The organism is Marinobacter sp. NP-4(2019) (assembly GCF_003994855.1).
Taxonomy (GTDB): Bacteria; Pseudomonadota; Gammaproteobacteria; order Pseudomonadales; family Oleiphilaceae; genus Marinobacter.
The window spans coordinates 3,498,529-3,525,503 of record NZ_CP034142.1 but is presented as its reverse complement, the minus strand read 5'-3'; the positions used below and the strand labels follow the sequence as shown (position 1 = coordinate 3,525,503).

25 protein-coding genes are annotated in these 26,975 nt (G+C 59.1%); 7 read left to right on the top strand and 18 right to left on the bottom strand.

The features are described 5' to 3' along the window. Positions 1–55 precede the first annotated feature (55 nt). The 6 genes from EHN06_RS16095 to EHN06_RS16070 all read right to left on the bottom strand — a co-directional run bounded on the left by EHN06_RS16095 (position 56) and on the right by EHN06_RS16070 (position 5,170). Entirely contained in the window at positions 56–463 is a 408-nt protein-coding gene (locus EHN06_RS16095) for a hypothetical protein (RefSeq protein ID WP_127333541.1), read from the bottom strand. Beyond that, the gene (locus EHN06_RS16090; protein WP_127333540.1) at positions 460–1,167 is read right to left on the bottom strand and encodes a DUF433 domain-containing protein; all 708 of its coding nucleotides are present in this window, start codon (positions 1,165–1,167) and stop codon (positions 460–462) included. The genes EHN06_RS16095 and EHN06_RS16090 overlap by 4 nt, the downstream gene beginning before the upstream one ends. Before the next feature lie 124 nt (positions 1,168–1,291). Beyond that, on the bottom strand, positions 1,292–1,915 hold the full coding sequence (locus EHN06_RS16085) for a DUF2894 domain-containing protein (RefSeq protein ID WP_127333539.1): 624 nt from the start codon (positions 1,913–1,915) through the stop codon (positions 1,292–1,294). Next, positions 1,915–2,568, bottom strand: coding sequence for an OmpA family protein (locus tag EHN06_RS16080; protein ID WP_127333538.1), 654 nt, complete (start codon positions 2,566–2,568; stop codon positions 1,915–1,917). The genes EHN06_RS16085 and EHN06_RS16080 overlap by 1 nt, the downstream gene beginning before the upstream one ends. Continuing rightward, positions 2,568–4,481: a DUF802 domain-containing protein gene (locus EHN06_RS16075; protein WP_127333537.1), complete on the bottom strand. Its 1,914-nt coding sequence runs from the start codon at positions 4,479–4,481 to the stop codon at positions 2,568–2,570. Before EHN06_RS16075 ends, EHN06_RS16080 begins: the two co-directional genes overlap by 1 nt. Then, positions 4,478–5,170 (bottom strand): DUF3348 family protein, encoded by a 693-nt coding sequence (locus tag EHN06_RS16070; RefSeq protein ID WP_127333536.1) that lies wholly within the window; start codon positions 5,168–5,170, stop codon positions 4,478–4,480. Before EHN06_RS16070 ends, EHN06_RS16075 begins: the two co-directional genes overlap by 4 nt. Positions 5,171–5,332: 162 nt before the next feature. Between EHN06_RS16070 and EHN06_RS16065 the strand changes: the two genes are divergently transcribed. Both EHN06_RS16065 and EHN06_RS16060 read left to right on the top strand, forming a co-directional pair. Beyond that, positions 5,333–6,304 carry a DnaJ C-terminal domain-containing protein gene (locus EHN06_RS16065; protein ID WP_127333535.1) on the top strand — a complete coding sequence of 324 codons (972 nt, stop codon included), beginning with the start codon at positions 5,333–5,335 and terminating at the stop codon, positions 6,302–6,304. 15 nt (positions 6,305–6,319) lie between these two features. Beyond that, entirely contained in the window at positions 6,320–6,664 is a 345-nt protein-coding gene (locus EHN06_RS16060) for a chaperone modulator CbpM (RefSeq protein ID WP_127333534.1), read from the top strand. An 11-nt stretch (positions 6,665–6,675) separates the two neighbouring features. Here the strand turns inward: EHN06_RS16060 and EHN06_RS16055 are convergent, their stop codons facing one another. Continuing rightward, positions 6,676–6,849 carry a DUF6435 family protein gene (locus tag EHN06_RS16055; protein WP_127333533.1) on the bottom strand — a complete coding sequence of 58 codons (174 nt, stop codon included), beginning with the start codon at positions 6,847–6,849 and terminating at the stop codon, positions 6,676–6,678. A gap of 332 nt (positions 6,850–7,181) precedes the next feature. On the opposite strand from EHN06_RS16055, the gene EHN06_RS16045 reads away from it, so the two are divergent. From EHN06_RS16045 to EHN06_RS16035, 3 genes are all read left to right on the top strand, one after another. Then, positions 7,182–7,916 (top strand): thioredoxin domain-containing protein, encoded by a 735-nt coding sequence (locus EHN06_RS16045; protein WP_127333532.1) that lies wholly within the window; start codon positions 7,182–7,184, stop codon positions 7,914–7,916. A gap of 114 nt (positions 7,917–8,030) precedes the next feature. Further along, positions 8,031–9,050, top strand: a complete 1,020-nt coding sequence (locus tag EHN06_RS16040; RefSeq protein ID WP_127333531.1) for a rhodanese-related sulfurtransferase — start codon at positions 8,031–8,033, stop codon at positions 9,048–9,050. Positions 9,051–9,061: 11 nt separating this feature from the next. After that, entirely contained in the window at positions 9,062–9,790 is a 729-nt protein-coding gene (locus EHN06_RS16035; protein ID WP_127333530.1) for a DUF481 domain-containing protein, read from the top strand. Positions 9,791–9,841: 51 nt separating this feature from the next. Here EHN06_RS16035 and EHN06_RS16030 read toward each other — a convergent pair whose 3' ends face one another. The 4 genes from EHN06_RS16030 to EHN06_RS16015 form a co-directional block, all read right to left on the bottom strand. Further along, positions 9,842–10,789, bottom strand: a complete 948-nt coding sequence (locus EHN06_RS16030) for a YbgA family protein (protein WP_127333529.1) — start codon at positions 10,787–10,789, stop codon at positions 9,842–9,844. A gap of 82 nt (positions 10,790–10,871) precedes the next feature. Continuing rightward, positions 10,872–13,121: a glycosyltransferase gene (locus EHN06_RS16025; RefSeq protein WP_127333528.1), complete on the bottom strand. Its 2,250-nt coding sequence runs from the start codon at positions 13,119–13,121 to the stop codon at positions 10,872–10,874. Next, positions 13,118–14,176 carry a lysylphosphatidylglycerol synthase transmembrane domain-containing protein gene (locus EHN06_RS16020; protein ID WP_127333527.1) on the bottom strand — a complete coding sequence of 353 codons (1,059 nt, stop codon included), beginning with the start codon at positions 14,174–14,176 and terminating at the stop codon, positions 13,118–13,120. The genes EHN06_RS16025 and EHN06_RS16020 overlap by 4 nt, the downstream gene beginning before the upstream one ends. A gap of 23 nt (positions 14,177–14,199) precedes the next feature. After that, a complete protein-coding gene (locus EHN06_RS16015; protein WP_127333526.1) occupies positions 14,200–14,859 on the bottom strand; it encodes a GntR family transcriptional regulator in 660 nt (219 codons plus the stop codon). Between the two features lie 344 nt (positions 14,860–15,203). On the opposite strand from EHN06_RS16015, the gene gloA reads away from it, so the two are divergent. Next, positions 15,204–15,758: a lactoylglutathione lyase gene (gene gloA / locus EHN06_RS16010; protein WP_127333525.1), complete on the top strand. Its 555-nt coding sequence runs from the start codon at positions 15,204–15,206 to the stop codon at positions 15,756–15,758. Between the two features lie 36 nt (positions 15,759–15,794). On the opposite strand, the gene EHN06_RS16005 is transcribed toward gloA, so the two are convergent. From EHN06_RS16005 to EHN06_RS15990, 4 genes are all read right to left on the bottom strand, one after another. Then, positions 15,795–16,715, bottom strand: coding sequence for a DMT family transporter (locus EHN06_RS16005; RefSeq protein WP_127333524.1), 921 nt, complete (start codon positions 16,713–16,715; stop codon positions 15,795–15,797). Between the two features lie 87 nt (positions 16,716–16,802). Then, positions 16,803–17,840 carry a type I asparaginase gene (locus EHN06_RS16000; protein WP_127333523.1) on the bottom strand — a complete coding sequence of 346 codons (1,038 nt, stop codon included), beginning with the start codon at positions 17,838–17,840 and terminating at the stop codon, positions 16,803–16,805. Continuing rightward, a complete protein-coding gene (locus tag EHN06_RS15995; protein ID WP_127333522.1) occupies positions 17,837–19,240 on the bottom strand; it encodes an aspartate ammonia-lyase in 1,404 nt (467 codons plus the stop codon). Before EHN06_RS15995 ends, EHN06_RS16000 begins: the two co-directional genes overlap by 4 nt. Beyond that, positions 19,237–20,709 carry an alanine/glycine:cation symporter family protein gene (locus EHN06_RS15990; RefSeq protein WP_127333521.1) on the bottom strand — a complete coding sequence of 491 codons (1,473 nt, stop codon included), beginning with the start codon at positions 20,707–20,709 and terminating at the stop codon, positions 19,237–19,239. Before EHN06_RS15990 ends, EHN06_RS15995 begins: the two co-directional genes overlap by 4 nt. A gap of 175 nt (positions 20,710–20,884) precedes the next feature. Between EHN06_RS15990 and EHN06_RS15985 the strand changes: the two genes are divergently transcribed. After that, on the top strand, positions 20,885–21,700 hold the full coding sequence (locus EHN06_RS15985; RefSeq protein ID WP_127333520.1) for a helix-turn-helix domain-containing protein: 816 nt from the start codon (positions 20,885–20,887) through the stop codon (positions 21,698–21,700). A gap of 43 nt (positions 21,701–21,743) precedes the next feature. Here the strand turns inward: EHN06_RS15985 and EHN06_RS15980 are convergent, their stop codons facing one another. The 3 genes from EHN06_RS15980 to uca all read right to left on the bottom strand — a co-directional run bounded on the left by EHN06_RS15980 (position 21,744) and on the right by uca (position 26,962). Beyond that, positions 21,744–22,013 carry a ComEA family DNA-binding protein gene (locus EHN06_RS15980; protein ID WP_127333519.1) on the bottom strand — a complete coding sequence of 90 codons (270 nt, stop codon included), beginning with the start codon at positions 22,011–22,013 and terminating at the stop codon, positions 21,744–21,746. A 433-nt stretch (positions 22,014–22,446) separates the two neighbouring features. Then, the gene (locus EHN06_RS15975; RefSeq protein ID WP_127333518.1) at positions 22,447–23,169 is read right to left on the bottom strand and encodes a GntR family transcriptional regulator; all 723 of its coding nucleotides are present in this window, start codon (positions 23,167–23,169) and stop codon (positions 22,447–22,449) included. Between the two features lie 160 nt (positions 23,170–23,329). Continuing rightward, a complete protein-coding gene (uca, locus tag EHN06_RS15970) occupies positions 23,330–26,962 on the bottom strand; it encodes an urea carboxylase (RefSeq protein WP_127333517.1) in 3,633 nt (1,210 codons plus the stop codon). Between the last annotated feature and the right edge of the window lie 13 nt (positions 26,963–26,975).

Here is a 26,975-nt window from a genome sequence, read left to right as displayed (position 1 = left end):
CTCACGATATATCCTTCAGTATTGGTACCGTTTCAAATCACCAAGTCAGTGTTTTTCAAAACTGAACCGGCTCGAACTTTGGAGCATGCCCATACTTCCAAGGCACTCGAAAGGCACCGCTGCCGGAGATCAATTCTGATTGTTGAATGATTTTGGGCCACCATCGAACCAAATTGTGTGCCTTGTTCCAATAGCTCTCTCTATTCCAGTGTTTGGCCAAGCAAAATACCAATAGCCCAGCCTCACGAATGGCCCGTTTCTCAAGGTCTCCCTTATTGAATTTGTCTTGAGATATGACAACCCAGCCTCCTTCTTGATGAAGAGCCTGAATCCAGGTGATATCACTCGTGTTTTGAGCGAACTTTTCCGTGAGATGAATCACTGTGTGATCGTGAGGTAGGGAGAGTTCGTTCAGGGCTCGTGCTAGCGGCGCAGGTAAGTTGTTATCTAACAAAAACTTCAAGCGACAATCCTTTGTTCAAATTGAATCGCAGCCTCCACTGCTGCGACGGGAATTTGGTAAATCGCGGCGACGAATCGCGCATTTTCCCCTTCGGTTTCCCAAGCCTGTTTCAAGATGCTGGTATCGATACCGTAGTCAGTCAGTGCTGGTTTGCCAAAGTTTAGACCAGGATCCAGTACGACTTTTCGATTTCGTTTCTGCGGGAACCACCGCTCGGCCCTTCCATCATTTGAGTACTCAATGCCGGCATACAGCGAAGGTTTGATTACTTCCCGAAAGGTGTATTGCTTTCTGACCAGGTCCAGCAAAGATTCATCCCCGATTTCATCCAGAACCGTTGCGAAAATGCTTCGGCCATCGGTCTGGAATCGGGTGCAAGTAAACGGATAAGGTTGGTTGTACATAGCCCTCGCATGATTGGATGCGAGGCGAATAGCTTGTAGGCTCACTCCGTGCTGGCGAAATGCATGGACAAACCGGACCTCGAGCAGGTCGTGAAAGCCAAGAGCTCGGAGGTCATGATCGGCTAGTTGTGAACGCCAAAGGCCGTCGTAGTGCTTTTTTCCAGCACTGTATCCGAAGAGCCAGCGGGTTATATCCCGGGCTGGTATTCCTGTGTATCGAGCTGCCTCACCCGCCGTGTAGAGGCCCACACCCAGCATGTTTGTCGGCAATGTGTTACCTGCGATTAGTGCTGCGTTCATCGTCGCTCTCCGTTGCGCTGATTCCTCCCTGCCTAAACTGGGACTTTAGCATAAATCAGGGGGGGGAGGGCCTGTCGCCCGGTTGCTGATGCGGTAGTGCATGCTTCGAGCGTAGTTTACTCCGTTATCCCTTTTTACCCAGCCGTTCCAGCGCCAAAAGCGTATCCGCGTAGTTCACAAAACGGTTCAGATACTCTGGCGACAGCTTCTCCATGGCCGCAACCGCGCGGCTGACCAGGCGGTGGGCGTTCATCGGGCCGGCGTTTTCCGGGATCTGTTCGATGGCGCGGCGGATGCGCTCCTGACGGGCCTGAATGCCATGATCCGCCTGCACTCTGGCCATCGCCTTGAGTGAGCGTGACGAGCTGTCCGTTGCCGTAGGCTGTGTCGGCTTTCTATCCTCTTCACCGAAAATAAGTCTTTCGATGGGTGAGGGCGAGGCGTGTGCCTGTGCTTCGGGCGCCTGATTCAGGGTATCCAGCAGCAGCTGCAATGGTGAGGGCTGCTTGGTCTCAGTGGGTTGTGCGGGCTGTTCGGCATGGGCTTGCTGTTCGACCCTGGCCTGATATTCCGCCACAGCCTGCGCCAGCGTCTGCCAATGGCGGGTGCCTTGCAGTCCTTTCGACCGCAGCCTGTGCTCCAGAGCTTCCAGATAGCGGAATCGGACCGGATCCAGTCGATCCGCACCAGAGCCCTTGAGATCAGTCAGCTGTTGCTCCAGGGAGGTCGCTTCCGCAGCAGCAGACATCAGTTCCCGGCTCCGTTATCGGTTTCGGCGGCCGAAGCCGGAGCCCGTGGCACCGTGCTGATCTCCACCCTGCGGTTCTGCGCCCGGGATTCCGCATCCACATTGGGCACCGCCGGGTGGTGGGGCCCAAAGGCCGCGGCAAAGACCCGGTCTTCGGGCAGGCCCAGTTCCATCAGGGTGCGGGTGACCGTCAACGCCCGTTGGGCAGACAGCCCCCAGTTATCCTGATACCGGTTGCCACGGTGCATGGGCAGATCATCGGTGAAGCCGCTGACCATCAGCAGCTCATCGTGTTGGGTCAGGTAGGTCTGCAGGGGCGCAATCAGGGATTGCAGCACGGCCACGCCATCCGCCTGCAACTGGTCCGAGTTCAGCTCGAACAACACGTTACCGCTGATGCCGATACGGCCATCCCGGAACGTTACCAGGCCTTTGGTGAGGGGATCTTCCAGTGCCTGCTCCAGCGCCATGCGGCGCTCTTCCTCGGCCACCCGGCGTTCTCTCTCCTCCGCCAGGGACTGGCTGAGCTCCAGCTGAACGCCAATTACCCACACCAGAATCAGCACCAGGATGCCTACCAGCGCCGCCATCAGATCGGAGAAAATCGCCCAGATCGGTGTGGACTGCTGTTCGCCGCCTTCCAGGTGCTCCATCAGTTGGCTCCGGCAGTCTCTGGCTGTCCCCTGCGCAGGGCGGTGACGGCATCGATGACGTCTTTCTGGGAGCTGACAGACAGATCAATGACCTCGCGGGCCTGCGCCACATAGTAGGCCAGTTGTTCATCGTGTCGGCTGCTGGCGTTGTCCATCGCCTTCTGAATGTTCGCCAGGCTTTCCTGCAGGCTGCTATTGGAGCTGCTGAATAACTCTACCGCCTGGTGGAAGGCTTCGCTGAGGGCGCCCACTTCCTGGCTGCTGCCGGTGATGTCGTCGCCCAGTTTGCCAAGCTGCTGGCTTTGTTCCTCAATCAGGGCGTTGAAACGCTCGCTGATCCCGGTGAGGGTGTCACCGGCACCGCTGATCAGGGAATCCACTGCCTGGCGCTGGCTATCGGCATTGCTGCGCTGGGATTCCAGCAGACGGCCCAGTTCCTCAACCAGTCTTTGGCGCTCCTCCAACAACGCGTTTTCCCGTTCGCTGTTGCGGGCCATTTCACGCTGCAGCTGGTTGATCACTTCGGCGGCGGCTTTCGGGGTTTCCGAAGCCGTTTCAATCAGTCGGGTCATCGGCGCTTCCAGACTCGTGCCCAGGCGGGACAGGTGGTTTTCTACCGTCGCTTCCAGTTGCGCCAGTCGCTCAGTGGCTGCCTCGCCTCTGGCGGCTTCCTGGTCCCGGAGTGCGGCGAGCTGTTCGCTAACTCGGCCGATCAGCGTATCCAGGCCTTGCTGCTGGTTGCTCGCCATCTGGCGGTTTTCCTCGCGGAAGAGGGACTGATACTGCTGAAGCTGGTCACGCAGATCGGCCATGAAGGATCCTGCGCTCTGCTGCTGTTGTTCCAGGCTCGTTTGCCAGCGCAGAGCGCTCTGTTCTGAAGCTTCCTGCTGGGTCACGAGGTTCTGCTGCCAGCGTTCTCCGGCCTCAATCGTGGTTTTCTGGAAGGCTTCCGCTATGTCGGTCAGTTGCTGTTTGGTGGCATCGGACCAGCTCTGGTGCAGTTCCCCGGCATCTTCGCGCAGGCGGGTCATCGCCTTCTCTACAATCGGTTCTACGCGCTCTGCGGCAAGGCGGGTACTAGCGTCCAGCGCCGACTCCAGAGACTGTGCCACGGAATCCGCCAGTGTCTGGTAATGGTTCCCGACCGTGCTGTGGAATTCCTGCTGATTGCGAGTCAGGGATTGCTCGAGGGTCTGGCCGAGCCGTTCCATGCGGGCGGTCATGGCTTCCATCGCGGAAGCCAGCTCTGGCAGGGCCCTGGCCTGGGTTTCCAAAGCCTGGAACGCCTGCTGGCGCTGATGGTCGGCCGACAGATGATGCAGCTGCTGGCGCAGGGTCTTGTCCAACTGGCGGGAGACCAGCAACCGTTCGCGCCGGCTGAGGGTGGAGGCGAGTCCCAGCATGGCCGAAGCGGCCACACCGGCAATGGAAGTTCCGAACGCCAGGCTGAGTCCGGCAATTGGCGCGGCGAGGGCACTGCGAATCACGCTCAGCTCGGTGCTGCCATCGAGCGCTGAGGCCGCACCGTTAAGGGTCACAATCATACCTGCAAAGGTGCCCAGCAAGCCCAGCATGACCAGCAAGCCGGAAAGATAGGGGGTTAGCTGCGGGCCTGGCAGAGCGGCATAGTGGCTGTCCAGGCGCTTCTGCACCGCAAACTGGACCGATTCCGGCAGGCCTGACAGCCAGCTGTCGACCTGTTCGCGGCTATTCGGGGCAATATTGAGCCGTTCGGCAAGCTGGTGAGTGGCACGCCGAAATCCGATCAGTTCGGCGAACCCCAGGCCGTACACCGCGGCAATAATGGCGGTCACGGTCAGGGCCAGCAGGTCAGAACCGAAAAAGCCCCGGCCAATCCACACCACCACGGCCAGGCCGATGGTAAACACCAGGAAGAAGAAAAGTCTGCTCATAGAGAATCGCTAACCTCGTTGTAGCATGCCTCCAGCAACCCCAGTACCGGCTCCAGCCGAACGTCCAGCTCAGCAATTAGAAGGTTCTGTGCTTCCTCACAGTAACGGTGGAGCGGGTCACCAGACTGAGTGTCCGGTTCCCGGTGTTGCCCAGAGGATGTCATCAGGGCCTGGAACCGCTGCTCCAGTACCTTTGAAATTTGAGAAAAACACTGGCTGGTGTAACCGGCCATGGTGTGATCAAACACCGAGTCCAGCTCTGCCAGCCGGGCCAGAGCCTGGCCCTGATTTTTCATATCCTTGCGCACCTTATCCCGCAACTGGCGGGTGGTAGCAGCGATTTTACGTTGCAGTGTGAGCCAACTGTTCAGGTAAGTCTCGAACGCAACCGGATCTTCCCGCTCAATATCATCCCCGTAGCCGTGAATCCGGCCAATCAGAGCCTGGCGGGTGGTGGCCAGTTCCCGCGACAGTCGCTCGACCACTGCACTCTGGGTCACGGTAGGCTGGCCACCACGGAAGGACAGCGCGGCATCCAGACTCATGGTATTCCCAAGCCCGAACAACCGGCCGAGGCGTTCGGCAAAACACGGTAGGGTGTCGTCAGGGATGGCACCGCCCGAAGGCGCTGCCAGTCGTAACAGCCTTGACCGGGAGTGACCGGTATGTCGAGGGTTGGTTTGCGTCATGGGCGCCTATTCTAATGGCTATTCCGGGGGATTGATAATGACCGTGATGAGCCGGAGAGCTTGACTCACGGCAACTCGCCAATGATTCCACCTTGTATTTTTGCAGCCAGCGTCAACTATAAGTACTTAGAGATCCACCTTTGGTCAGCTGTGAGGAGATCCATGGATTTTAAAGACTATTACGCCGTTCTCGGTGTGAGTGAGTCTGCCTCTCCCGAGGAGATTAAAAAGGCCTATCGCAAGCTGGCGCGCAAGTATCATCCGGACGTCAGCAAGGAAGACAACGCTGCCTCCAAGTTCCAGGACCTGGGCGAAGCCTATGAGGTCCTGAAAGATCCGGAGAAACGGGCTGAGTACGATGAACTGCGCAAATACGGAGCCCGTCCGGATGGCTCGTTTGAGCCACCACCCGGATGGCAGAGCGCGTCCGGATTCGGGCGTGGCGGCTATACGGAGGCCGACGCCCGGCAGTTCAGTGACTTCTTCGAGGAGATCTTCGGTGGTGGTCGTGGCGGGTTTTCCAGTCATGGATTCGGCGGCGGTGGTTTTCGCCAGGGTGCCCGCATGCGTGGCGAGGATGTGCATGCCAGGCTGGCACTGTTTCTGGAAGAAGTCTTCCACGGCTGCGAGAAACAGGTGTCGTTCACGGTTCATGAAGCTGACGACCGTGGCCGGATTGTCGCCCGCCAGAAGAACCTGAAGGTCAAGATTCCCGCCGGTATGCGGGAAGGGCAGCATCTGCGCCTGAAAGGTCAGGGCTCGCCGGGTATCGGCGGCGGTGAGCCGGGCGATCTGCTGATTGAAGTGGAACTGGCTCCGCATCCGTTGTTCAGTGTGGAAGGCCGCGATGTCATCGTCACCGTTCCCATCACTCCGTGGGAAGCCGCCCTGGGGGCGTCCGTGACCGTGCCGACAGTGGGCTCGAAAGTAAATGTCAAAGTGCCCAAGGGCTCATCCAGTGGCCGCAAGCTTCGTCTCAAGGGCAAGGGGCTGCCCGGTAAACACCCCGGTGATCAGATTGTGGTGTTGCAGATCGTGATGCCAGAGCAACATTCTGACGACGCTGAGCGGTTGTATCAGCAACTGGCAAAGGCGGAAAAGCACTTCAACCCACGTAGCAAGCTTCATGTCTAAGCGGGAGATCACGGAATGACCAGGAAAGACTCGATTCTTACCGTGGAGGTGGTTGAGCCTCAAATGGTGCTGACCTTGCGGGACATTTGCGAGCGGGGAGAGTGCCCCGCCGAGTTTGTCATCAAGCTGGTGAGCTACGGCATTATCGCCCCGGTAGAGGATGTGCCGGAAGTGCGTCACTGGCGCTTTGACGTGGCCGCCCTGGCGAGGTTGCGGAAGGCGCAACGACTGCAACGGGATCTCAAGATGAATCTTCCCGGGTTGGCCATGTCCCTGGAGTTGCTGGATGAGATTCAGGAAATGCGCCGCGAAGTGGATCGCCTCAATCAGCAGTTGAGACAGTTGATGGGGGAGTGGTAGCTCCCCTTGCGTTATTCCTGCTTTTCCAAAGCCTGAATTTCCGCGTAAATCTTCTCCGCTTCTTCCATCAGCGTGCCATGGGTGCGCAGATCACCATTGCGCTGCGCGTGGAGCGCCTTGGCGAGTTTGTCTTCGTACGCTTTTTGCAGTTTCTTTTTCGGATCACCTTTCAGAAATCCCAGCATGGTATCGGCCTGTTTCTCTCAATGTTCTGGAAGCTTACGCTTCTCAGGCCCAAAAGTTCACCCGAATTGTTCGGGGTTAACCGCACAGGGCGGATCTGGCCGAGTGATACTCGTCGCTTAACCGGGCTACCAGCGCCTCCACCGACAGCACATCGTGAATCTGGTTTACGGCCTGCCAGCGGGGTATTCCTGACAGATTCGAGTAGTGCCATGAGCATTCCTTCATTTTTGTCGGAACTTTTGTAGGGTATAAAGGATCTTAGCGTGCTCACCAATCCCTGAACACTGACTTTGAGAATCAATAACACATCAACGAATAAAAAGGAGTTCTTATGGGTGAAGCCAAACGACGCAAGGAAACCGGTGCCCCTCCCCCGAGGAAGGGCAATAATCGCAAGCCCCTGATTATAGGTGCGTCGGTCCTGGTGATTGTGCTGGCCGTCATCGGCCTGTTTTTCCTCACCGCGACCCCGGACCCGACGTCCGATGAATTGCCGGTGGCTGCCCCGAATGCCGACGCGTTTCCGGCAGAGCTGGACCGTTACGGCACGTCAGTCGGTGATCCCGAGGCCCCGGTGGTTGTCCGGGAGTTTGCGGACTACCAGTGTCCCGCCTGTGGCAGGTTCTCCGATGCCAGCCAACAGTTGAAAGAGACGTACGTTGACTCCGGGCAGGTACGGTTTGTCTATTTCGATTTGCCATTGCAGCAACACCAGAATGCCATGCCTGCGGCCCTGGCGGCGCGGTGTGCGGGTGATCAGGGTAATTACTGGGCCATGCACGATCAGCTGTTTGACCAGCAGACAGAGTGGAGCGGCTCGGGCGACCCGGTGGCAACCTTTACCCGCTACGCCAGCGAGCTGGGCCTGGAAGAGCGCCGCTTTCGCCGCTGTATGGACACGGAACTGCACCGGGAAGCCGTGGAACAGAGTCGGCGAGTGGCCATGCAGCTGAAGGTAACCAGCACGCCGACGGTACTGGTCGACAACATCCGCCTGACCCGACCGGGCTGGGGGCAGTTATCCGCTGTGGTCGAGCGGGAGCTGGCGGACAGCCGCCAGGATTAACTTGATCGGACCGCTCAGTTGGTTAAAATCTGCGCCCTCCCGCAATCCTGATTTTGCGGGAGGCTGACGCAAACACATGCTCCGGATTTACGATCCGGCCCGCAGGAGAAAACCATGAGCAACACCGTCGTTGTCTGCGCGCTATACAAGTTCGCAGTGCTGAATGATTACAAGACCCTTCGCCAGCCGTTGCTGGACCTGATGCTGGAGAAAGACGTGCACGGCACCCTGCTGCTGGCACGGGAAGGCATCAACGGCACCATTGCCGGCAGCCGCGAGGGCATTGATGCCATCAAGGGATGGCTTGCCAGCGATGAGCGTTTTGACGGCATCGATTACAAGGAATCCTTCGTGGATATCCAGCCGTTCAAGCGCACCAAGGTGAAGCTCAAGAAAGAGATCGTCACCATGGGGGTCGATGGCGTTGATCCGAAGCGCATCGTCGGTACCTATGTGCAGCCAAAGGACTGGAATGATCTGATTTCCGATCCGGACGTCGTTCTGGTGGACACCCGCAACCAGTACGAGGTGGAGATCGGAACGTTCAAAAATGCCGTCAATCCGGCCACTGAAACCTTCCGTGAATTTCCCGAGTATGTGCAGCGCAATCTGGACCCGTCCAGACACAAAAAGGTTGCCATGTTCTGCACCGGTGGAATCCGTTGTGAAAAATCCACGGCGTTTCTGAAAGAGCAGGGATTCGAAGAGGTTTACCACCTGCAGGGCGGCATCCTGAAGTATCTGGAGGAAGTCCCGGAGGAGCAAAGCCTGTGGCAGGGTGAGTGCTTTGTCTTCGATGATCGCGTCACGGTCAACCACAAGCTCGAGCGCGGCGAATACGACCAGTGCCACGCCTGCCGGCGTCCGATCACCGAGCAAGACAAGCAGCGCCCGGAGTATGAGCAGGGTGTGAGTTGCCATCAGTGCATCGAGTCACTGACGGAAGAACAGAAAGCACGGTTTGCAGAGCGCGAGCGGCAGATGCGGCTGGCGGAAGAGCGTGGCGAGGCCCATGTAGGTGGCGAGGCGGCCCGTATCATCGCCGAACGCAAGGCCCGCAAGAAGGCGGAGCGCGAGCGTCAGGCCCGCAGGAGTCTGGAGGGCGAGCAGGCCGGGAAATCCGCGAAGGCGTAAAAGGAGATTTCATGGGACTGAAACAGGTAACGGCCATCACCGCGATTCTGATGTCGCCCCTGGCGATAGCCGAGTCGAAAGACTGGAAAGGTGAGGCGGAACTGGGTGTCCTCAAAACCACGGGCAATACCGAGGAAACCAACACCAATGGTCGCCTGGGCCTGGTGCACGAGGTTATCGATTGGCGCAACATCGGTGACTTCCGTTCAGCCTATTCCGAGGCTGAAGACGAAACCACCGCCGAACGCTACCGGGCGGACCTGGAAACCAACTACAAGTTTGATGAGAACCAGTACTGGTTCCTGCGTGGTGGTTACGAGGACGATCGGTTCTCCGGTTATGACTTCCAGTCGTCCGCGACCACCGGTTACGGTAATCGCATCCTGCGTTGGGGCGATGAGTCGTTCCTTGACCTGTCGGTGGGTGCTGGTTATCGATTCAACAAGCTGGAGGAGCCGGACGAAGACGGCAACCGGGATGAGGAAGAGGCGATTGCCCGTCTGGCGGCGCAGTTTGACTACGCCCTGTCCGAGACCTCCCTGTTTCGCCAGAAGCTGAGCTCTGAAATCGGTCTGGACGAGAACAACGTCATCACCGAATCGGAGACGTCGTTGCAGGCCAGTGTCGTGGGCAATCTGTCCCTGAAAGTGGCTTACCGGGTCAAGCACGTCTCCGATGCGCCCCCCGATTCGGATAAAACCGATACTGAGACGTCCCTGTCTCTGCTGTACGGTTTCTGAAAGCCGGGAATTAAAAAACGGGCCTCGCGGGGCCCGTTTTTTTGTTGGCGGCTATACCTTGTTGCGTAAGCCCAGCTCATCGGGATAAGGCGTGAGATATTGCTGGGTGTGGAGGTAATCCACCGGTTCCCGTCGTTGTGCCATGCGCAGCAGTGTCATCGGCACTACCAGGGGGATTTCCCCACGGTGATAAGCTTCTATCTGCTCCATCAGCACCTTGCGGTCCTCATCCGCCATAGAATCCCTCAGGTAGCCCATCAGATGCTGCATGGCGTTCACATGGGAACCGCGGCTGACTTTCTGGCTCATGGCCTCCATGAACAGGTGGATATAGCGATCGGCCAGCTGGGGCAGCGGTTCGGACTTCAGGTCGCCCAGCATCGGGCCAAGCTGGCGGTAGATGCGTTCCGAATGGGCCAGCAACTGGAACTTGTGGCGGGTATGGAATTCGATCAGCGCCTGGGGTGAGAGCTTGTCGCCCGCCACATTCTGCATCCAGTCGTCGTAGGCGAAAACCCGCTCAATGAAGTTTTCCCGCAGCATATCATCGTTCAGCCGGCCTTCTTCCTCGACGGGCATCAGCGGATAAGCGTTGATCAGCGCCTCGGCAAACATACCGCGCCCGTCACGATGCACCACCCGGCCTTCCTCGTTATGGACCTTGATGCGCTCCATGCCACAGCTTGGGGATTTCGCCATCAGGATGTAACCACGAAGGTTGGCCAGCGAGGGGATTACCTCGTCAATGAAGGACTGCATGGCATCGGTGTGGTCCGCCGTGCCTTTGGTTTCAATCAGTCGTAACCCCTCCGGATATTCCCGCAGGTGAATGGCCGGGCGTGGTACGCCCAGGCCGGCTTCCAGTTCCGGGCAGATGGAACGGAACTCAAAATGCTTCGAGAGCACCTGAGTGCAGTAACGGGAATGCTTATGTCCGCCATCGTGGCGAACTTCCTTGCCCAGCAGACAGGTGCTGATCCCAACAGGTATGCCGCTCACGTGATGCCTCCGGTGGTGAATGGTCACAGGAAATACGTGATTGCAGTGTAAATCGATCAGCGGGCTCCATGGAAACGTATTTCTACGCACCACCGGAGGTAACCGATGAACGGCGTCGCTTCTTCTCCGTCAGCGCCAGAGTGGTTGCGTAGATGTCGTGGACATCCCGGGCAAACTGTTCCACTGAAAAGTCACTGGCAAAGGCGAGTGCCCGTTCCGACATTTCCTGTCTCAGCTCATCGTCCTCCAGCAGGCGCTTCACCTGTGCACACCACTGGTCCTGTCGCTCCGGGGTCTTGAAGCCATTTAACCCATCGCGGACCACGTCTTCAATGCCACTGGAGCGCACCGCGACCACCGGCAGGCCGGCCGCCATGGCTTCCAGGATCACCATGCCCTGGGTCTCGGATTTGGAGGCAAACAGAAACGCGTCCCCGAGCCGGTACCAGGTTGCCATATCCTCCGGTGGAACGGGGCCCACCAGAGTGGCGTGCTGTTCCAGGCCGAGATCGCGGATCTTCGCCTGCAAACGGTCGCGCTGGTGGCCGTCCCCAATCATCAGGAAGCGGAAAGGCACGTCCGTCTGCTGCCGTAATGAATCTATCGCCTCGATCATGAAGTCGATGTTTTTCTCGTTGGAGAGCCTGGACACGCTGACCAATACCTTTTCGTCCTTCAGGTCCAGCGACTGGCGCAGCTGGTCAATGTCGTCCGGGTTAACCTGCTGGAAGCGCTGATACTCGATGCCGGTTGGCTGCACAAAGACCGGTGCCTTCACCCCGATCATCCGCAGGTACTCTTCCGTGGAGTAGGTCGGCACGATGACCCCATCGCACTTGTTGGCAAAATGCTTGATCAGTGCGTGGGAGATCAGGTTACGAAACAGCATGCCGGGTAGGGGCACGAAATGGGCGTAGTGCTCCAGGCGCGTATGGTAGGTGTAGACAGCGGGCACTCTAAGCCGCCGCGCCATGAAGAGTCCCAGGGATCCCAGCCAGAAAGGATGGTGCAGGTGGATAATGTCAGGTTTGAAGGCCCGGACGCGCTTGCGGATGCGGGCCAGGAAAATATTCGCCAGCCGGAATTCCCGTTTCTGCCCCATGGCGAGTAATGACGGCACACGCAGTACCTGTTCTTCCGTATCGGGTTGCCCCTTGTAACTGGGGGCCACCACCAGCAACCTGTCGCCCAGGTGCTCCAGGCCCCGCCGCAGCCGCTCGATCGAGAGCGGAACGCCGCCAATAAACGGCAGGTAGTTGTTGGTGAACATGGCCACTCTCAGGGGCCTTTCCCGCCAGGGCGTCGGGTCCAGATCGTAGTCCGGGTAGTAATCCTTGCCGACAAAAATGGCGATGTAGAGCTTGATGGCGATGGCCAAAAATACCGTGACGATCAGAATAAAGTTGACGTAGCCGGTATAAAGCAGTGAGTAGATAAAAAACCAGAGGCTTTCCAGGCGCTTGAAAATGGGGTGCTGCCCCACCTCCAGTCTCTGGAGGGAGTGGCTGATCTCGCCGGACGGACTCACGCCTACCCGCACGAAATGGTAAAAACTGGTGTCGTTGTTGAGAATGAGTCCCCCGGCGCCTCCGGTGGTAATGAACCGGGTATCGCCCACCTGACGATCCGAATACAGGGACAGGTTGGCGGAGAACACCAGGTCAATACTGTGTTGTTCAATGGCTTGCAACAGCGCGTCCCGAAAGGCATCCGGGGCCAGGTAGTCGTCCTGTTGATCAAATGGCGCATCGGCTTCCGGCTCTACAGGTGGGTGGCCGATAAACAGGATCCTTGCGGCGGAAGTGTCCCGACTCAGCAGGTCGTTAAGCCACCGGATCTGCCATTGCCAGGAGGTTTTCCCGGTGCTGTCCAGGAAAATCAGCCGGCTGTTGCCCGCCTGAAGGCTGTAGAAGTGTGGGCCAAAGTGATCGTAGAACCGGAAACTGCCAAACTCTTCGTACTCATGAGCGCCAAAGGTGAGCAGGTAGGGGATCGTAAGATGGCTCAGGGACCCGTACAGCGCCCGATACTTGTCCTCGCCGCCGCCGCTGACGGCGTTGCCGGCAGACACCAGGAAATCAATGCCCGAGCGATTGAGCTCCGGAATGATCCGGTCCTCGAAGATGCCCACGGAATTGTTGATGTTGCCAACCACAGCGAAGCTGAAGGGGCGGTCCTCCCCGACTGTCCGCTGAATCCGTTCCACCTGTTCGGTATGTATGCCGTCAAAATCTTTCAGAAACAGGTTCAGGTAGACTTTATACCCAACCAGCAGGAGTACGATCCCCAGGCAAAGGTAAAACAGCCATTTCAGCGGGTTTCGGAAAATCATCCGGATGTCCTGCGGTTTCTGACAAGCTCCCTTTGGAGAACCAGCAGGCCTATAAGCATCCCCAGATAGATGGTCAGCAGGCGCCAGCTCACGATCACCAGAATCAGGTGATTGCCTGACAGGATATCCCGGAAGAAGGTGCCAAAGACACCCTCGGAAATGCCGGATGCTCCCGGAGTTGGCGCGAAATACATGATGAATGTGGTCACCACCAGCAGCCCCAGGGAGATCAGGTAGTCCACGTCGTAGCCGAGCCCGTGGATCAACAGGGCAGGGAAGCTGAACAGGCTGAGGAGGAAGATCGCGGTGAACAGAATCGACAGACCAATAAACAGCGGGCGGCCGCCGAGGTAGTCACGGAAACTGTGTGAGAACCTCAGCATTTCCCGGCGGGCCTTGAATTGCCAGCGCCGGTGCCGGGCGTCGCTGAGAAGATGGAAGTGATGGAGTCTTGTCAGCAAATGACTGAGTGGCCGGATCAGCCAATGGGTACGAGTCAGCAGAACGGTGAAAAAGCTCAGGTAGATGATCACAAAAACCGCGAGCGCCATACCCACATCGCCGGCAAGGGTGTTGCCATCCAGGGCATCCAGAGTAACCAGGAAAACCGGTGTCAGGGAGAATATAAAAAACACCGCCAGAACGGTGCGGATGGTGGTGGCAGCGGTTGCCCGCCCGACGGGTACGCCATGATGATGCAGGTACCAGATCTGTGCGAAGCCGCCCCCGGTGGCCATGGGCGTGACATTGGAAAAGAACAGGTTGAGGAACACCAGGCGGAACATTGTGCCCAGGGGCATCTGATGTCCAAGTGCCTTCAGGGTAAAGTACAACCGCAAGCCGTCGGACAGAAAATAGATGAACAGCAGGCCGGCAACAGCGCCCAGCATCTGCGGGGACAACAGGTCGGAATCGAAACTGAAGCTGCGTTCGGCAAACACATCGTAGACGACATACAGGCCGATAGCCGTCAGTACGATAAACGTCAGGCTGAAGGCGGTCAGCCTTCGCCAGGAAGAGCGTTTCGAGTAGCTGATATCGGTTGCATCGGTCATCGGGCGCCTGCTCGATTGCTGGCTCAGGAGGCCAGTGCCTGCTGGATCAGGGCTTTCTGGTGTTCGGCAAACTCCCGGATCAGCGCCTGCGCCTTGTCGGCGTCCCGCGCCAGCACCGCCTGTGGCAGTTGTGTAAAGAACTCGCTGGTCTGCGCCAACCCCTGACGGTAGCGTTCTGCGCTCAAGTAGTAGGCACGACTCACCGCCGGCTTGAAGTTCGAGAGCGCTTCAGTGAGGTAGGGGTTCCCAGCCACCTCGCAGCAGACTTCCATCACCTCAAAGCTGGCTTCCACCACCGACGTAATATCGACCGATGGCTTTTTCATCTGCTCAATGACCTTCCCGACGACCTCCAGCATCCGTGGCTTGTCTTCTTCCCGCCATCGTTCACACACCTTGGCTGCCAGCATTAATAACAGGTGCATGTAGACGTCATACAACTCCGACGCATGCTCTGCATCCAGACGCGTCGCCGACGCCCCCTTGCGCGGTGTGATATCAACCAGATGCCAGCGCTCCAGGGTATACAGCGCTTCCTTGACCGAGGCCCGGCTGACGTTCAGTTCCGTCGCGGTGGTGGCTTCATGAATCCGCTCACCGGGCCGGATTTGGCCGGTCATGATACGTTCGGCGAGATAATTGGCTATTTGCTCGGCAAGGGTATTGGGAACCTGGAAATCCATAAGGGTAGTAAACCACTTCCTGAAGTTTGTGTTCGGGAGTTTACCACAGGCTTGTCGGTGGGGAGTTTGGCTTTTTTTGGCTTTGGGGGATAGGGCAGGGGGTGGGTATCTTTTTGAAAAACGTCGCTTAAACTCGCTGCGCTCAGACAGGCGACGTTTTGAAAAAAGATACCCACCCCCTGCCCACAAACCACGGTAGAAGGCTCGAAAAGTAAAAGATTAAGCGTTGGCCGAATAAAGTACCCCGCACCCCGACCCATGCACCAAAGCCGGCCCCCTTGAAATACAACGGAAACGCACACAGGTATATAGTTTGAATCCTGCCAATCAAAAGGGAAACAACCATGCCCAAACACTTCGAACAAGCCCCAGGCCTGCACGAAGAACCGGTCCCGGAAACCGAAGGCTACGTCTTCAACCAGACCATGATGCGCATCAAAGACCCCCAGCGCTCCATGGACTTTTACACTCGCGTCATGGGCATGCGCCTGGTCCGGAAACTCGATTTCCCGGAGATGAAATTCACCCTGTATTTCCTGGGCTACCTGGATGACCGCCAGGCCAACACCGTACCCACCGACGATGCTCACAGAACCACCTTCACCTTCGGCCGCGAAGCCATGCTCGAGCTGACCCACAACTGGGGTACCGAAGATGATGAAGGTTTTGCCTACCACAACGGCAACGACGAGCCCCAGGGCTTTGGCCATATTGGTATCGCGGTGCCGGACGTCTACGCTGCTTGTGATCGCTTTGAACAGCTGGGTGTGGAGTTTGTGAAAAAGCCCGACGACGGCAAGATGAAAGGGCTGGCCTTTATCAAGGACCCGGACGGCTACTGGATCGAGATCCTGCAGCCCAACATGCTCGAAAAGCAGCGCCGGGAGGCTAAGGAGTAAGACGAGTTGGCGACGAAGATTCGCTAACGGTCCGTATCAGGCTGCGTCGGGGTGTTTCCTGGCGCTGCTCTGGGACGCGACGATCACTGCCGCTGTCAGAATCAGCGCCCCCGCGATGCCGATCACCCCGAGTTGTTCCCCGAGGAAAACCCACGCCAGCAGCACCACGAACAGAGGCTCCAGGGTAACGATGATGCTGGAAAGCGTGGCCGGTGTTGTCTTCATTCCGCTGAAGAAGCACACATACCCCAGGCAGGTCGGCACGATGCCGATGTAGGCCACCATCAACCACTGCGCGACCCCCAGGCTTTGTAGCCCTGCGAAACCGCCGCTGGCCGCCACCACGGGCAACAGGATCAGTGCTGCTGTCAGGAAGCAGATAAAGGCCGTGGTGAACACTGGGGTGCCCGTTGAGGTATGGCGGCTGGTCAGCGTGAACCCGGCATAGACCATGGCCGCAAGAACCGCCACCAAAATGCCGCCCAGCCTCAGCCTGCCGGCGCTGTCCATGTCGCTGATGACCAGCATGGCGGTACCGGCGATGGCGGCCGCCAGTGCCAGGATGGTGACCAGGCCAGGTTTTTCGCCAAGCAGCGGCGCCGCCATGATAGCCACCAGTACCGGCGCCAGGCACAGGGCGATCAGTGTGGCGATGCCCGCGCCGGTCATATCCACTGCCAGCAGGTAACTGCCCTGATACAAAGCCTGGAAGAAACCCAGGGCGATCAGCGGCAACAGCGCCTTGCGGGTCAGTTTCGGAAAGGGTGTGGATCGACGGGCGAGGGCGCGCAGTTCCCGAACCATCAGCAGGAAGAAGAAGGGCAGGGCCACCGCCAGGCGGAGGAAACCCAGGGTGACCGCCTGAAGCTCGCTTCCAGTGAACAGGAATTTCGCCACAATGCCCGTGGTCGCCCACAGCAGGGCGGCCAGGGCGATCAACAGTGCGCCTTGAATCATGCAATAACCAGTGCGATGGGTGCCTTGGGACCGGGGCATCGTGCGTCTGGGGTTGCCTGATGTCCGCGGCCTTCGATGGCCCGGAGGTTAACAGGGCGTCGGCCGGCATGCCAGCGGTTCGCTCGCGTCTCCGCGCAGCGGCGTTTGCAGTGCCCTACTCAGAGATGCGCCAGAGTGTCCGGTGGCGAGCAGGAAATGCAGCTTGGCGAAGGCTGCTTCCGGAGTCAGGTCGCCGCCGGCAATGACGCCGATTCGCTCCAGCGCAGCGCCGGAGGCATAGGCCTTCTGCGCCACCCGGCCGCGAATGCACTGGCTGATGTTCAGCACCGCTATGCCGCGTTTAATGCCCCGGGCCAGCGCCTCCACCAGAGCCTCGTCGGCATCGGGTGCATTGCCGGCCCCGTAGGTGTGGATGATCAGCCCTTTCAGCCCGGGCAGCGCCAGCGCGGCCTCCACCAGGGCGGCCGGTATACCCGGATACAGCGTGAGTACGGCCACCGATTCCGGGTTAAACGTGGGCACCTGAAAATCCGGCTGCCCCGACGGCAGCAGCAAGTCATGGCGCAGGTCCAGGGTGATGCCGCATCGACCCAGCGCGGGGGCGTTGGGGGAGTCGAAGGCATCCAGATCGCTGGTTTTGAGCTTCCGGGCCCGAGTGCCGCGGAGCAGCTTGCCGCTGAAGTACAGGCAGACTTCCTGAATCTCCGGCGTGGCGGCCAGAGCCAGCGAGGTGATCACGTTGTCGAGGGCATCGGTGCGCGAGCGCTGTAGCGGAATCTGCGACCCGGTGAGGATCACCGGCTTGTTGCAGCCCTGCAACATGTAGGACAGTGCCGCCGCAGTATAGGCCATGGTATCCGTGCCATGGAGCACCACAAAACCATCATAGCGGTCCCAGTTGTCGATGAGCATCCGGGCCATCGTTGCCCAGTTCGCCGGCGTCAGGTTGGCACTGTCGATGAGTTGATCCAGCTCGATCACATCAAATTGTGGCAGTCCATCCCGCCTCTCCGTGAGGTGGCGGGCCAGGCGCGGACCAAAGTCGGCGCCCGGCACATAGGTTCCGCCAGAGGCGACCATGCCCACGGTTCCGCCGGTGTACAGCACCAGTACCCGACGGCTCACGGTTCGTCCCCCAGAGGCGCCAGCATGGCTCGCGGGCTGAGCAGGCGGTCCAGCTCGTCAGCGTCCAGCAGGCTTTCCTCCAGCACCAGTTCGCGTACCGTGGAGCCGGAGTTCAACGCCCGGGCTGCGATCCGGGTGGCGTTGCCGTATCCGAGCCTGGGCACCAGTGCCGTGATAATGCCGATGCTGTTATCCAGGTGCCGGGCGCATTGCTCCGCGTTGGCACGGATTCCCCGAATACACCGTTCGTCGAGCATAGTGCAGGAGGCCCCCAGCATTTTCATGGAGTTGAGCAGATTGTAAACGATCAGCGGTTCCATGGCATTGAGCTGGAGCTGCCCGGCCTCGGCGGCGAGGGTAACAGCCAGGTCGCTGGCGATGACCTGATAGGCGGTCTGGTTCACCGCTTCGGGGATCACCGGGTTGACTTTGCCCGGCATGATGGACGAGCCTGGCTGCATGGGCGGCAGCAGGATTTCCCCCAATCCCGTACGGGGGCCGGACGACAGCAGGCGCAGGTCGTTACACATCTTGCCCAGCTTCACTGCAAAACGTTTCAGGATGCCGGAAAACAGCACAAACGCGCCCATGTCTGAGGAGGCTTCCACCAGGTTGCTGGCCGACACAATCGGCTTTCCGGAAATCTCGGCCAGATAACCGACCGCCAGGGCCTGGTAACGGGGGTGGGTGTTGATCCCGGTGCCAATCGCAGTGCCACCCAGGTTCACTTCGCAGAGCAGGTGGCTGGCCTCGTGCAGGCGGTCGATATCCTCGCCAAGGTTCACGGCGAACGCCTCGAATTCCTGGCCGAGAGTCATGGGTACCGCGTCCTGAAGCTGGGTGCGTCCCATTTTGACCACATCCGCGAATTCCCGACCTTTGCGTTCCAGACTCTCCTTGAGCTGGATGATGGCTTTCTCCAAAGGTTCCGCCGCAAACTGCACGGCCAGGCAAACCGCCGTCGGGTAGGCGTCGTTGGTGGACTGCGAGCGGTTAACGTCATCGTTCGGGTGCAGGCGATGATACTCGCCCTTGCCGTGACCAAGCTTTTCCAGCGCGAGATTGGCGATCACCTCGTTGGCGTTCATGTTGGTGGAGGTGCCAGCGCCGCCCTGAATCAGGTCCACCACGAACTGGTCGTGCAGCTTGCCGGCGATAATGTCGTCACATGCCGCGATAATCGCCTCCGCTTTATGTGGCGCAAGGGCTCCCAGGTCCCGGTTGGCCAGTGCGGCGGCTTTTTTCACCATCACCAGCGCCCGGACAAAGTCCGGGAAGTGGCTGATGGGAACGCCGGTGATCGAGAAGTTGTCCAGGGCCCGTTGGGTCTGGATGCCGTACCAGGCGTCAGCCGGTACGGCGAGATCCCCGAGGAGATCGTGTTCTACCCGAGTGTTCATGCGTGGGATTTTTCCTTGAGGTGGTTGGTGCGAGACTGAACGCGTGCTACGTCCTCGGGCTCGATTTCCCAGGCTGCGGCGTCAACGTTCATATCCTGAAAACGTTTTGCGTCGAATACCGGTTGCTCGATACCCGCGGCGATCTGGTCGTCGAAATCCCGGAGGATGCGCAGGCCAGGTTTGAACAGGGCGATCAGGGCAATCAGGTTCACCAGCGCCAGCAGACCCATGGTGACATCGGCAAAGCCGAAGACGGTGCCCAGGTCGGTGGTCGCACCCCAGCAGACCAGGCCGATGATGGCGACGCGGAAAGTATTGAAGAAGTTCTGGTTCTGGGTACTGAAGAAATTGATGCTGTTCTCGCCGAGGTAATAGTTGTACAGGATGGTGCTGAAGCCAAAGAGCATCAGGGCCACGCTGACAAAGCTGCGCCCCCAGTCACCGACGTGATCGGCCAGGGAGGATTGCGTCAGGGCGACGCCGCCGACATCGCTGGTCATCGCCGGATCATAGACACCGCTCAACAGGATGATGAACGCCGTGGACGAGCAGATGATCAGGGTGTCGATGAACACGGAAAACGCCTGGACCACGCCCTGATTGGCAGGGTGGGGCACATAGGCAACGGCTGCCACGTTGGGGGCGCTGCCCAGACCCGCTTCGTTGGAAAACAGGCCCCGTTTCACGCCCATCATGATCGCCGCACCAATGCCGCCACCGACTGCGGGTTCGAGACCGAAGGCGCTGTTGACGATGAGCATGAAGGCATCCGGAATCTGCCCGATGTTCATTGCAAGCACGATGGCGGTGATCAGCAGATAGCTGCCTGCCATGATTGGAACCAGGAACTCGGCAACGCGGGCGATACGGCGAACCCCGCCGAAAATGATAAGGCCAACCACCATCGCCAGCGCGATGCCGCTGTAGAACACGGGCACGCCAAAGGCATCGTCAACCGACGTCGCCACGGCATAGGACTGCAGGGCGGTAAAGCCGAAGCCGAAGGTCAGCAGCAACAAAACGGAGTAAACGCCAGCCATCCATTTCCAGCGGGCGCCAAGACCGCGGGCAATGTAATGGGCCGGGCCCCCGCAATAGGTGCCGTCGGGTTCGGCCACTTTGTAGGTTTGCGCCAGGGAGCATTCCAGGAAACTGGTTGCCATGCCCATCAGACCGACAATCCACATCCAGAATACGGCGCCAGGCCCGCCGAGCGTAATGGCAACCGCTACCCCGGCAATATTGCCGCCGCCGACGCGACCGGCGACCGAGAGCAGCAGGGCCTGGAAGGAACTCAAGTGGCCGTGCTTGTCCTTCTGGAAGGCCTGGCTGGCGCTCAGAATCCGGAACATGCGCCCGAAATAGCGGAACTGTACAAAACGGGATGCGACGGTAAACCCGATTCCGACGGTGAGCAGCAGGGCGATCAGGACCTTGCCCCACAGGAGATCGTTCAGAATGTCCAACATAAGCAACTCCGGTGATGATTGTTGTTGTGTGAAGTTCGCATTTAAACAACCTGTCACCCTTGCTAGAATTTGACCATCGTTGCTTATGTGGCGCAAAGTGTTGCACTTAAAGCGTCAGATCGCGCTATCGCGACCTGACGCCCCGGCCTTTTGACGAAACAACGGGCGATACCCCATGCACCAGGATCTGGCTCAGAATCTCCGGCTGCTCTGCAGCTACTACAAGTCGATTGCCGAGGTCTGCCGCCGTCTTGGTATCAATCGCCCGCAATTCAACCGCTACCTGAGCGGCCAGCACAAACCGTCGGCGAATACCTTGCGTCGTCTTTGCGAATTCTTCGGGGTGGAGGAACAGGAAATCCTGCTTCCGCACGGACAATTCCAGCGGGTGGTGGATGTGCGTCCCCGGCCCGAAGCGCATGCGGACCGGGAAGCCGACTCCATCCAGAAACATCTGGAGCGGCTGGATCACGATGCCCGCAGCGACATCGACAACTACCTGGGGTACTACTACGAGTACTACCAGTCCATGTCGGCGCCGGGAAAAGTGCTGCAGAACCTGGTGTGCCTTGAGCGCCGGGGCCGCCGCGTGGTGTTCCAGCGCACCGAACGCATGCGGGCCAGCCGCAACGAGCCGCCCTGCCACAATCGCTATCAGGGCATTGCCTATTTGCTGACGGACCGGCTTTTTCTGGTGGACTACGAAACCCTCAACCGTCACGAAATCACCCAGACCATCCTCTTTCCCAGTTTCCGTAACCGGATTACCCGGTTGACCGGGCTCAAGATCGGGGTGTCCGACAACAGCGAGCGGATGCCCTGCTGCGCCAGGGTGCTCTATGAGTATCTCGGGCAGAGCGTGGTGGTGCGGAAGGCGCTCGCCAATTGCGGTTTACATGACCTGGACAGCATTCAGATTGAAGCTTCCATTCGTGAGGCTGTGCGCAACGACATGACGCCGGACGAGTACCTGTTCCGGGCACGCCACTGATGGCAGGAACAGGGCAGCGGTGGGATGCCACTGCCCGGCAGGCTTATTCGACCGTCAGACGGTCGGCGTTTTTCTCAACAGTAACTGTACCAATGCCCTTGACGTTGTCGAGCTCTTCAGCGGACTGGAAAGGACCGTTGGCCTCGCGGTAAGCGACGATGGCTTCTGCCTTGCTTTGGCCAATACCATTGAGGTTGGCCAGTGTTTCGATATCGGCAGTGTTGATGTTGATTGCGGCGGGTTCGGCGTGGGCAAAGCCTGTGAGCAGGCTGAACAGCAGAACCAGTGTGGCAATCATCGGGGTGCGTTTCATGGATTCGAACTCCTGAGTCTGAATACTATCGTTATGGTTAGGTGCCAGAACGCAGTCAGCGGGAAGTTCGCGAGGCGGACGATTGTCGCAGGTGAGGAAAAACTGGAAGGTATAATAAGTGCACGGAACAGGACCACATTCCATGTGGTCCCAGGTCCGTGTCTGACCCCCGCCTGATCCTTCAGGCTGCACACGTCCTGTGCGCTTCATCCGTGGTGGTCGTCCCTGTCAGCCCGTTTCCCTGGGCAACCCCTGATCCGTGGAGTTATCGTCCCTGTACCAACTTCCCTGCTGGCTTGTCATCCCTGACAGTTGTCATTCTACAGGGGGCGGACGTTGTACAAATCGGAGATTCGCTCCCGATGATGTGCGATATCTCCTACAGATCTGTGAGCCGATGAAGCAAGGGTGAAAATGAACCGGAGTTCAGTATTTACGCGCTCTCCGGAGCAATTTTCCGTCCGCCCCGATGGGCTTCTGCCGCCTCCCGGATTCGCTCCATGGTGATCTCCCGAACAGCTTTTTGGGAGATGCGAATGTGGCGGGTGAGTTTGTCCGCTGCGTCGGTTGCATCACCTGCTCGAAGGGCAGCTAAAATCTCCGAGTGTTCTTCATAAGTGGCATCCACCCGATCATCCCGGGTGAAATCCAGCCGGCGGATAATCCGCAGTCGGTCGGTAATTTCCCGATGAATACGGGTCATCTCTCGGTTACCGGCGGCAGCAACCAGGTCGCAGTGGAAGCTTTCGTCCAGTGCCCGAACAGTGCTTCCTACTGCTCGCTCTGAGGGATGATCCGGATTCCAGATAGCAGTCAGTGTTCGCAAGGCCTGGGGAGGCTCATCCAGAGCACAGATTTTGTGCATGGCTGCTCGTTCGAGTGTAATCCTCAGATCGTAGAGTTCTTCGACCTGCTGAAAATCAAACGGCTTGACCTGCCAACCACTACGGAACAGGACTTCGACATAGCCTTCCCGCTGCAATCGATAGAGCGCCTCTCTCACGGGCGTTCGGCTTGCGCTCAGTCTGGTTCCGACATCGCCTTCGCTGAACTTGTCTCCGGGGATCAATCGAAACTCAAAGATGTCATCCTTCAGGGCTTCGTATACCCGGTCGGCCATGCTTTCTTTGCGTTTCACTGCGGGTTTCCTGGTCATGACGGTGCTCTTCTGATGACTGTCTTACTGAGCTTTGGGGGCGGCGGCGATGGGGGGAGTCTTTTTTAAAAACGTCGCTTAAACTCGCTTTGCTCAGACAGGCGACGTTTTTAAAAAAGACTCCCCCCACCACCGCTACTTACTCTGGTGCTGGAGTCCCTTAGATTTTGATGCTTAGTATAGGTTCTCCTGGGGTGACGGCTTTGCCCGGTGACGTATGTAATGCGCTGATCTCACCAGACAGAGTTGCGTTTATTTCGAACTCCATTTTCATTGCTTCTACGATGACTAATGGATCACCCTCACTTACCGTATCGCCCGGCTTAACCAGACATTTCCATATATTACCGGCAATCTCCGCGCTGACCAGTTCTCCGAATTTCTCCAGATCGGATGCGTCCGGCTTTGGCGGTGCCTTCGCCAGCTTATCAAGCTCTTCAGCCTCGCTATCCTTCCAGAGGGCGACTTCTTTCGCATACGCCGCTTGCTGCATTTTGCGGAAGTCAGCGATGGAGTCAGCATTGGCATCCAGAAACGCCTGATGGGACTTGAGATCAAACGTTTCTTCTTCAATCTTTACTTCCAACTGGCCGGCGCGGAACTGGTCCCGCATTTCGTCCAGTTCGGCTTCGTTGACCGGGTAGTAGCACACCTGATCGAAGAACCTTAGCAGCCAGGGGGCGCCTTCGGCGAACTGGGGGTTCTTCAGGTATTTGTTCCAGATCGGCAGGGTGCGGCCTACCAGCTGGTAACCGCCCGGGGAGTCCATGCCGTAGATGCACATGTAGACGCCGCCGATGCCGACGGTGCCTTCGGCGGTGTAGGTGCGGGCCGGGTTGTATTTGGAGGTTAGCAATCGGTGCCTTGGGTCCAGCGGAACCGCGCAAGGTGCGCCCAGATACACATCGCCCAGACCCAGTACCAGATAGCGGGCCGAGAACAGCACGTCACGGACTTCCTCCCGGGTAGGCAGGCCGTTAATGCGCTGCATGAAGTCGACGTTGTTGGGCAGCCAGGGCGCGGTGTCTCTCACGGACTGGCGGTATTTGTCGACCGCTTCGAGAGTCGCGCTGTCTTCGAAGGCCATGGGCAGGTGGATGACGCGGCTGCGGACTTTGAGTTCGTCGGTGGGCGGCAGGGTGCCTTCCAGGTCCAGCAGGTATTCCATCAGGGCCTGCTGGGGGAGAATCCGTGCGTCGTATCGTAGCTGCAGGGAGCGCACGCCCGGGGACAACTCCAGCAATCCGGAGGGTTGCACGTCGGCGATGGCTTCCATCAGGGCGTGGATGCGCATGCGCACGCCCAGGTCCATGACGTTGGGGCCGTATTCCAGCAGGATGTACTGGTCGCCGGCCTGGCGGTAGGTGACTTCCGGGCGGCCTTCTTTTTCCGGCAGGTACGCCAGGATGGTGGCGGACAGGTCGTTCAGCGGCTCCAGGTCCGGGGCGATCAGGTCCACCGCTGGCGGGGCCATTAAACTGTTGATGGCCAGTTCCTGGCGTTCGGACAGTTTTACGGCGGTGTCGTTGTCGATGGCGACAAAACGGATGGTGTCGCCGGGTTTCACCTGGCCGACTTTCCACAGCTCGGCCTTGGCGATGGTCACCGGGCACACGAAGCCACCGAGGCTGGGGCCGTCCTTGGTGAGGATCACGGGCATGTCGCCGGTGAAGTTGATGGAGCCGATGGCGTATTCGCAATCGTGAATGTTGGACGGGTGCAGGCCGGCTTCGCCGCCGTCTTCCCGGGTGAATTCGGGTTTCGGGCCGTTGAGGCGGATACCCAGGCGGTTGGAGTTGTAGTGCACTTCCCAGTCTTGCTCGAAGAATTTCTCGATGGACTGTTCGGTGAAGAAATCCGGGGCGCCGTGGGGGCCATAGAGCACGCCGATTTCCCAGTGGTCCGGATAGTCGGGGATCAGGTCCGGGTCCGCCGGGGCCGGGTCGTGGGTTGGCGCGGTGGTGGTGCAGGCGGGCAGGTCGATCTGGCTGATACCCAGCATGTCACCGGGGCGCAAAGGCCGGCCGCCGTGGCCGCCGAACTGGCCGAGGGCGAAGGTGGAACGGCTGCCCAGATAGACCGGCACATCGAACCCGCCGCGCACCGCCAGATAGGTGCGGCAACCTTTGATGGCTTTGCCCACCGCCAGCACCTGGCCGGCTTTCACGGTGATGGGTTTCCAGAATTCCACCGGCTTGTCATCCAGCGTGGCTTCGGTCAGCGCACCGGTCAGCGCCACCATGGAATCCTTGTGGAACTTCAGGCTGGGGCCGATCAGTGTGGCTTCCAGTCCCGCTGCTTCGTGGTGGTTGCCGACGATGCGGTTGGCAATGCGGAAGGCGTAGTCGTCCATCGGACCACTGGGCGGCACGCCGATGTTCCAGTAGCCGACGCGGCCGGGGTAGTCCTGCACGGTGGTGTAGGTACCGGGTTTCACGACCTCGGCTACCGAGGGTTTGAATTCGAAGCTTTCCAGCGCGCGGGTAGAGACAATACCATCGGCAAAGCTCTGCTGGGCCACCACCTGGCGCAGGTAATCCAGGTTGGTGGCAATGCCCATCAGCCGGGTTTCGGCGAGGGCGGCTTTGAGTTTTGCCAGGGCGTCGTCGCGGTCTTTGCCGTGCACGATCAGCTTGGCGATCATCGGGTCGTAGTGGGCGGACACCTCACTGCCGTTTTCCACCCAGGTGTCCACACGTACGCCGTCTTCCGGCCAGTGCACGTCGGTCAGTTCGCCGGGGGAAGGCTGGAAATCCTTCAGCGGGTCTTCGGCGTAGATGCGCACTTCCATGGAGGCGCCGTTCAGATTCGGCTGGAAGCTGGCCAGGTCCGGGCTTTCGCCGGCGGCGATCTTCAGCATCCACTCGATCAGGTCCAGGCCGGTGACAGACTCGGTCACTGGGTGCTCTACCTGTAAGCGAGTATTTACTTCCAGGAAGTAGAATTCGTCCCGTTCTTCGTCGTAGATGTATTCCACGGTGCCGGCGGAACGGTAGTTCACCGACTGGCCGAGGGAGACGGCGGCGTCCAGCATCTTCTGGCGGGTGGCCGCCGGCAGTTTCGGGGCCGGGGTTTCCTCCACCACTTTCTGGTTGCGCCGCTGCAGGGAACAGTCCCGCTCGCCAAGGGCGACGACATTGCCTTCGCCGTCACCGAACATCTGAACTTCCACATGGCGGGCGCGGGCGATGAAGCGTTCCAGGAACACGCCGCTGTCATTAAAGAAGCTCTGGCCCTGGCGGCGCACGGTTTCAAAGGCTTCCCGCAGTTCGTGTTCGCTGTTGCAGCGGGTCAGGCCGATGCCGCCACCGCCGGCCGTGCTTTTCAGCATTACCGGGTAGCCCAGCTGGTTCGCCACACTCAAAGCTTCGTCCAGACTGTTCAGCAGACCGCTGCCCGGGGCCAGGGGCACACCGGCGGCTTCCGCCAGTTCCCGCGCCCGATGCTTCAGGCCGAATTCCCGCATCTGGGTGGGGGTGGGGCCGATGAAGGCAATGCCTTCGGCTTCGCAGGCTTCGGCGAATTCCGCATTCTCCGACAGGAAGCCGTAGCCGGGAATGATGGCGGTCGCGCCTGTTGTTTTGGCGGCGGCCAGAATCTGCGCCTTGTCGAGGTAGGTTTCGCTGGCGCCGTTACCGCTCAGGGCCACGGCCTCGTCCGCTAGGGTGACGTGCAGGCTGTGGCGGTCCTGGTGGGAGTAGACCGCGACGCTGCCCACGCCCATGGCCTTGAGGGTACGAATGGTGCGCACGGCGATTTCGCCACGGTTGGCGATCAGAACTTTGTTAAACATGGGGCAGATCTCC

What these genes read in the sequence shown, in the direction of transcription:
- EHN06_RS16015 (WP_127333526.1), bottom strand. Translation starts at nt 14,859, where the DNA reads ATGGATTTCCAGGTTCCCAATACCCTTGCCGAGCAAATAGCCAATTAT.
- EHN06_RS15975 (WP_127333518.1), bottom strand. Translation starts at nt 23,169, where the DNA reads ATGACCAGGAAACCCGCAGTGAAACGCAAAGAAAGCATGGCCGACCGG.
- EHN06_RS16020 (WP_127333527.1), bottom strand. Translation starts at nt 14,176, where the DNA reads ATGACCGATGCAACCGATATCAGCTACTCGAAACGCTCTTCCTGGCGA.
- EHN06_RS15985 (WP_127333520.1), top strand. Translation starts at nt 20,885, where the DNA reads ATGCACCAGGATCTGGCTCAGAATCTCCGGCTGCTCTGCAGCTACTAC.
- EHN06_RS16090 (WP_127333540.1), bottom strand. Translation starts at nt 1,167, where the DNA reads ATGAACGCAGCACTAATCGCAGGTAACACATTGCCGACAAACATGCTG.
- uca (WP_127333517.1), bottom strand. Translation starts at nt 26,962, where the DNA reads ATGTTTAACAAAGTTCTGATCGCCAACCGTGGCGAAATCGCCGTGCGC.
- EHN06_RS16025 (WP_127333528.1), bottom strand. Translation starts at nt 13,121, where the DNA reads ATGATTTTCCGAAACCCGCTGAAATGGCTGTTTTACCTTTGCCTGGGG.
- EHN06_RS16080 (WP_127333538.1), bottom strand. Translation starts at nt 2,568, where the DNA reads ATGGAGCACCTGGAAGGCGGCGAACAGCAGTCCACACCGATCTGGGCG.
- gloA (WP_127333525.1), top strand. Translation starts at nt 15,204, where the DNA reads ATGCCCAAACACTTCGAACAAGCCCCAGGCCTGCACGAAGAACCGGTC.
- EHN06_RS16005 (WP_127333524.1), bottom strand. Translation starts at nt 16,715, where the DNA reads ATGATTCAAGGCGCACTGTTGATCGCCCTGGCCGCCCTGCTGTGGGCG.
- EHN06_RS16065 (WP_127333535.1), top strand. Translation starts at nt 5,333, where the DNA reads ATGGATTTTAAAGACTATTACGCCGTTCTCGGTGTGAGTGAGTCTGCC.
- EHN06_RS15990 (WP_127333521.1), bottom strand. Translation starts at nt 20,709, where the DNA reads ATGTTGGACATTCTGAACGATCTCCTGTGGGGCAAGGTCCTGATCGCC.
- EHN06_RS16085 (WP_127333539.1), bottom strand. Translation starts at nt 1,915, where the DNA reads ATGTCTGCTGCTGCGGAAGCGACCTCCCTGGAGCAACAGCTGACTGAT.
- EHN06_RS16070 (WP_127333536.1), bottom strand. Translation starts at nt 5,170, where the DNA reads ATGACGCAAACCAACCCTCGACATACCGGTCACTCCCGGTCAAGGCTG.
- EHN06_RS15995 (WP_127333522.1), bottom strand. Translation starts at nt 19,240, where the DNA reads ATGAACACTCGGGTAGAACACGATCTCCTCGGGGATCTCGCCGTACCG.
- EHN06_RS16045 (WP_127333532.1), top strand. Translation starts at nt 7,182, where the DNA reads ATGGGTGAAGCCAAACGACGCAAGGAAACCGGTGCCCCTCCCCCGAGG.
- EHN06_RS15980 (WP_127333519.1), bottom strand. Translation starts at nt 22,013, where the DNA reads ATGAAACGCACCCCGATGATTGCCACACTGGTTCTGCTGTTCAGCCTG.
- EHN06_RS16075 (WP_127333537.1), bottom strand. Translation starts at nt 4,481, where the DNA reads ATGAGCAGACTTTTCTTCTTCCTGGTGTTTACCATCGGCCTGGCCGTG.
- EHN06_RS16040 (WP_127333531.1), top strand. Translation starts at nt 8,031, where the DNA reads ATGAGCAACACCGTCGTTGTCTGCGCGCTATACAAGTTCGCAGTGCTG.
- EHN06_RS16060 (WP_127333534.1), top strand. Translation starts at nt 6,320, where the DNA reads ATGACCAGGAAAGACTCGATTCTTACCGTGGAGGTGGTTGAGCCTCAA.
- EHN06_RS16035 (WP_127333530.1), top strand. Translation starts at nt 9,062, where the DNA reads ATGGGACTGAAACAGGTAACGGCCATCACCGCGATTCTGATGTCGCCC.
- EHN06_RS16055 (WP_127333533.1), bottom strand. Translation starts at nt 6,849, where the DNA reads ATGCTGGGATTTCTGAAAGGTGATCCGAAAAAGAAACTGCAAAAAGCG.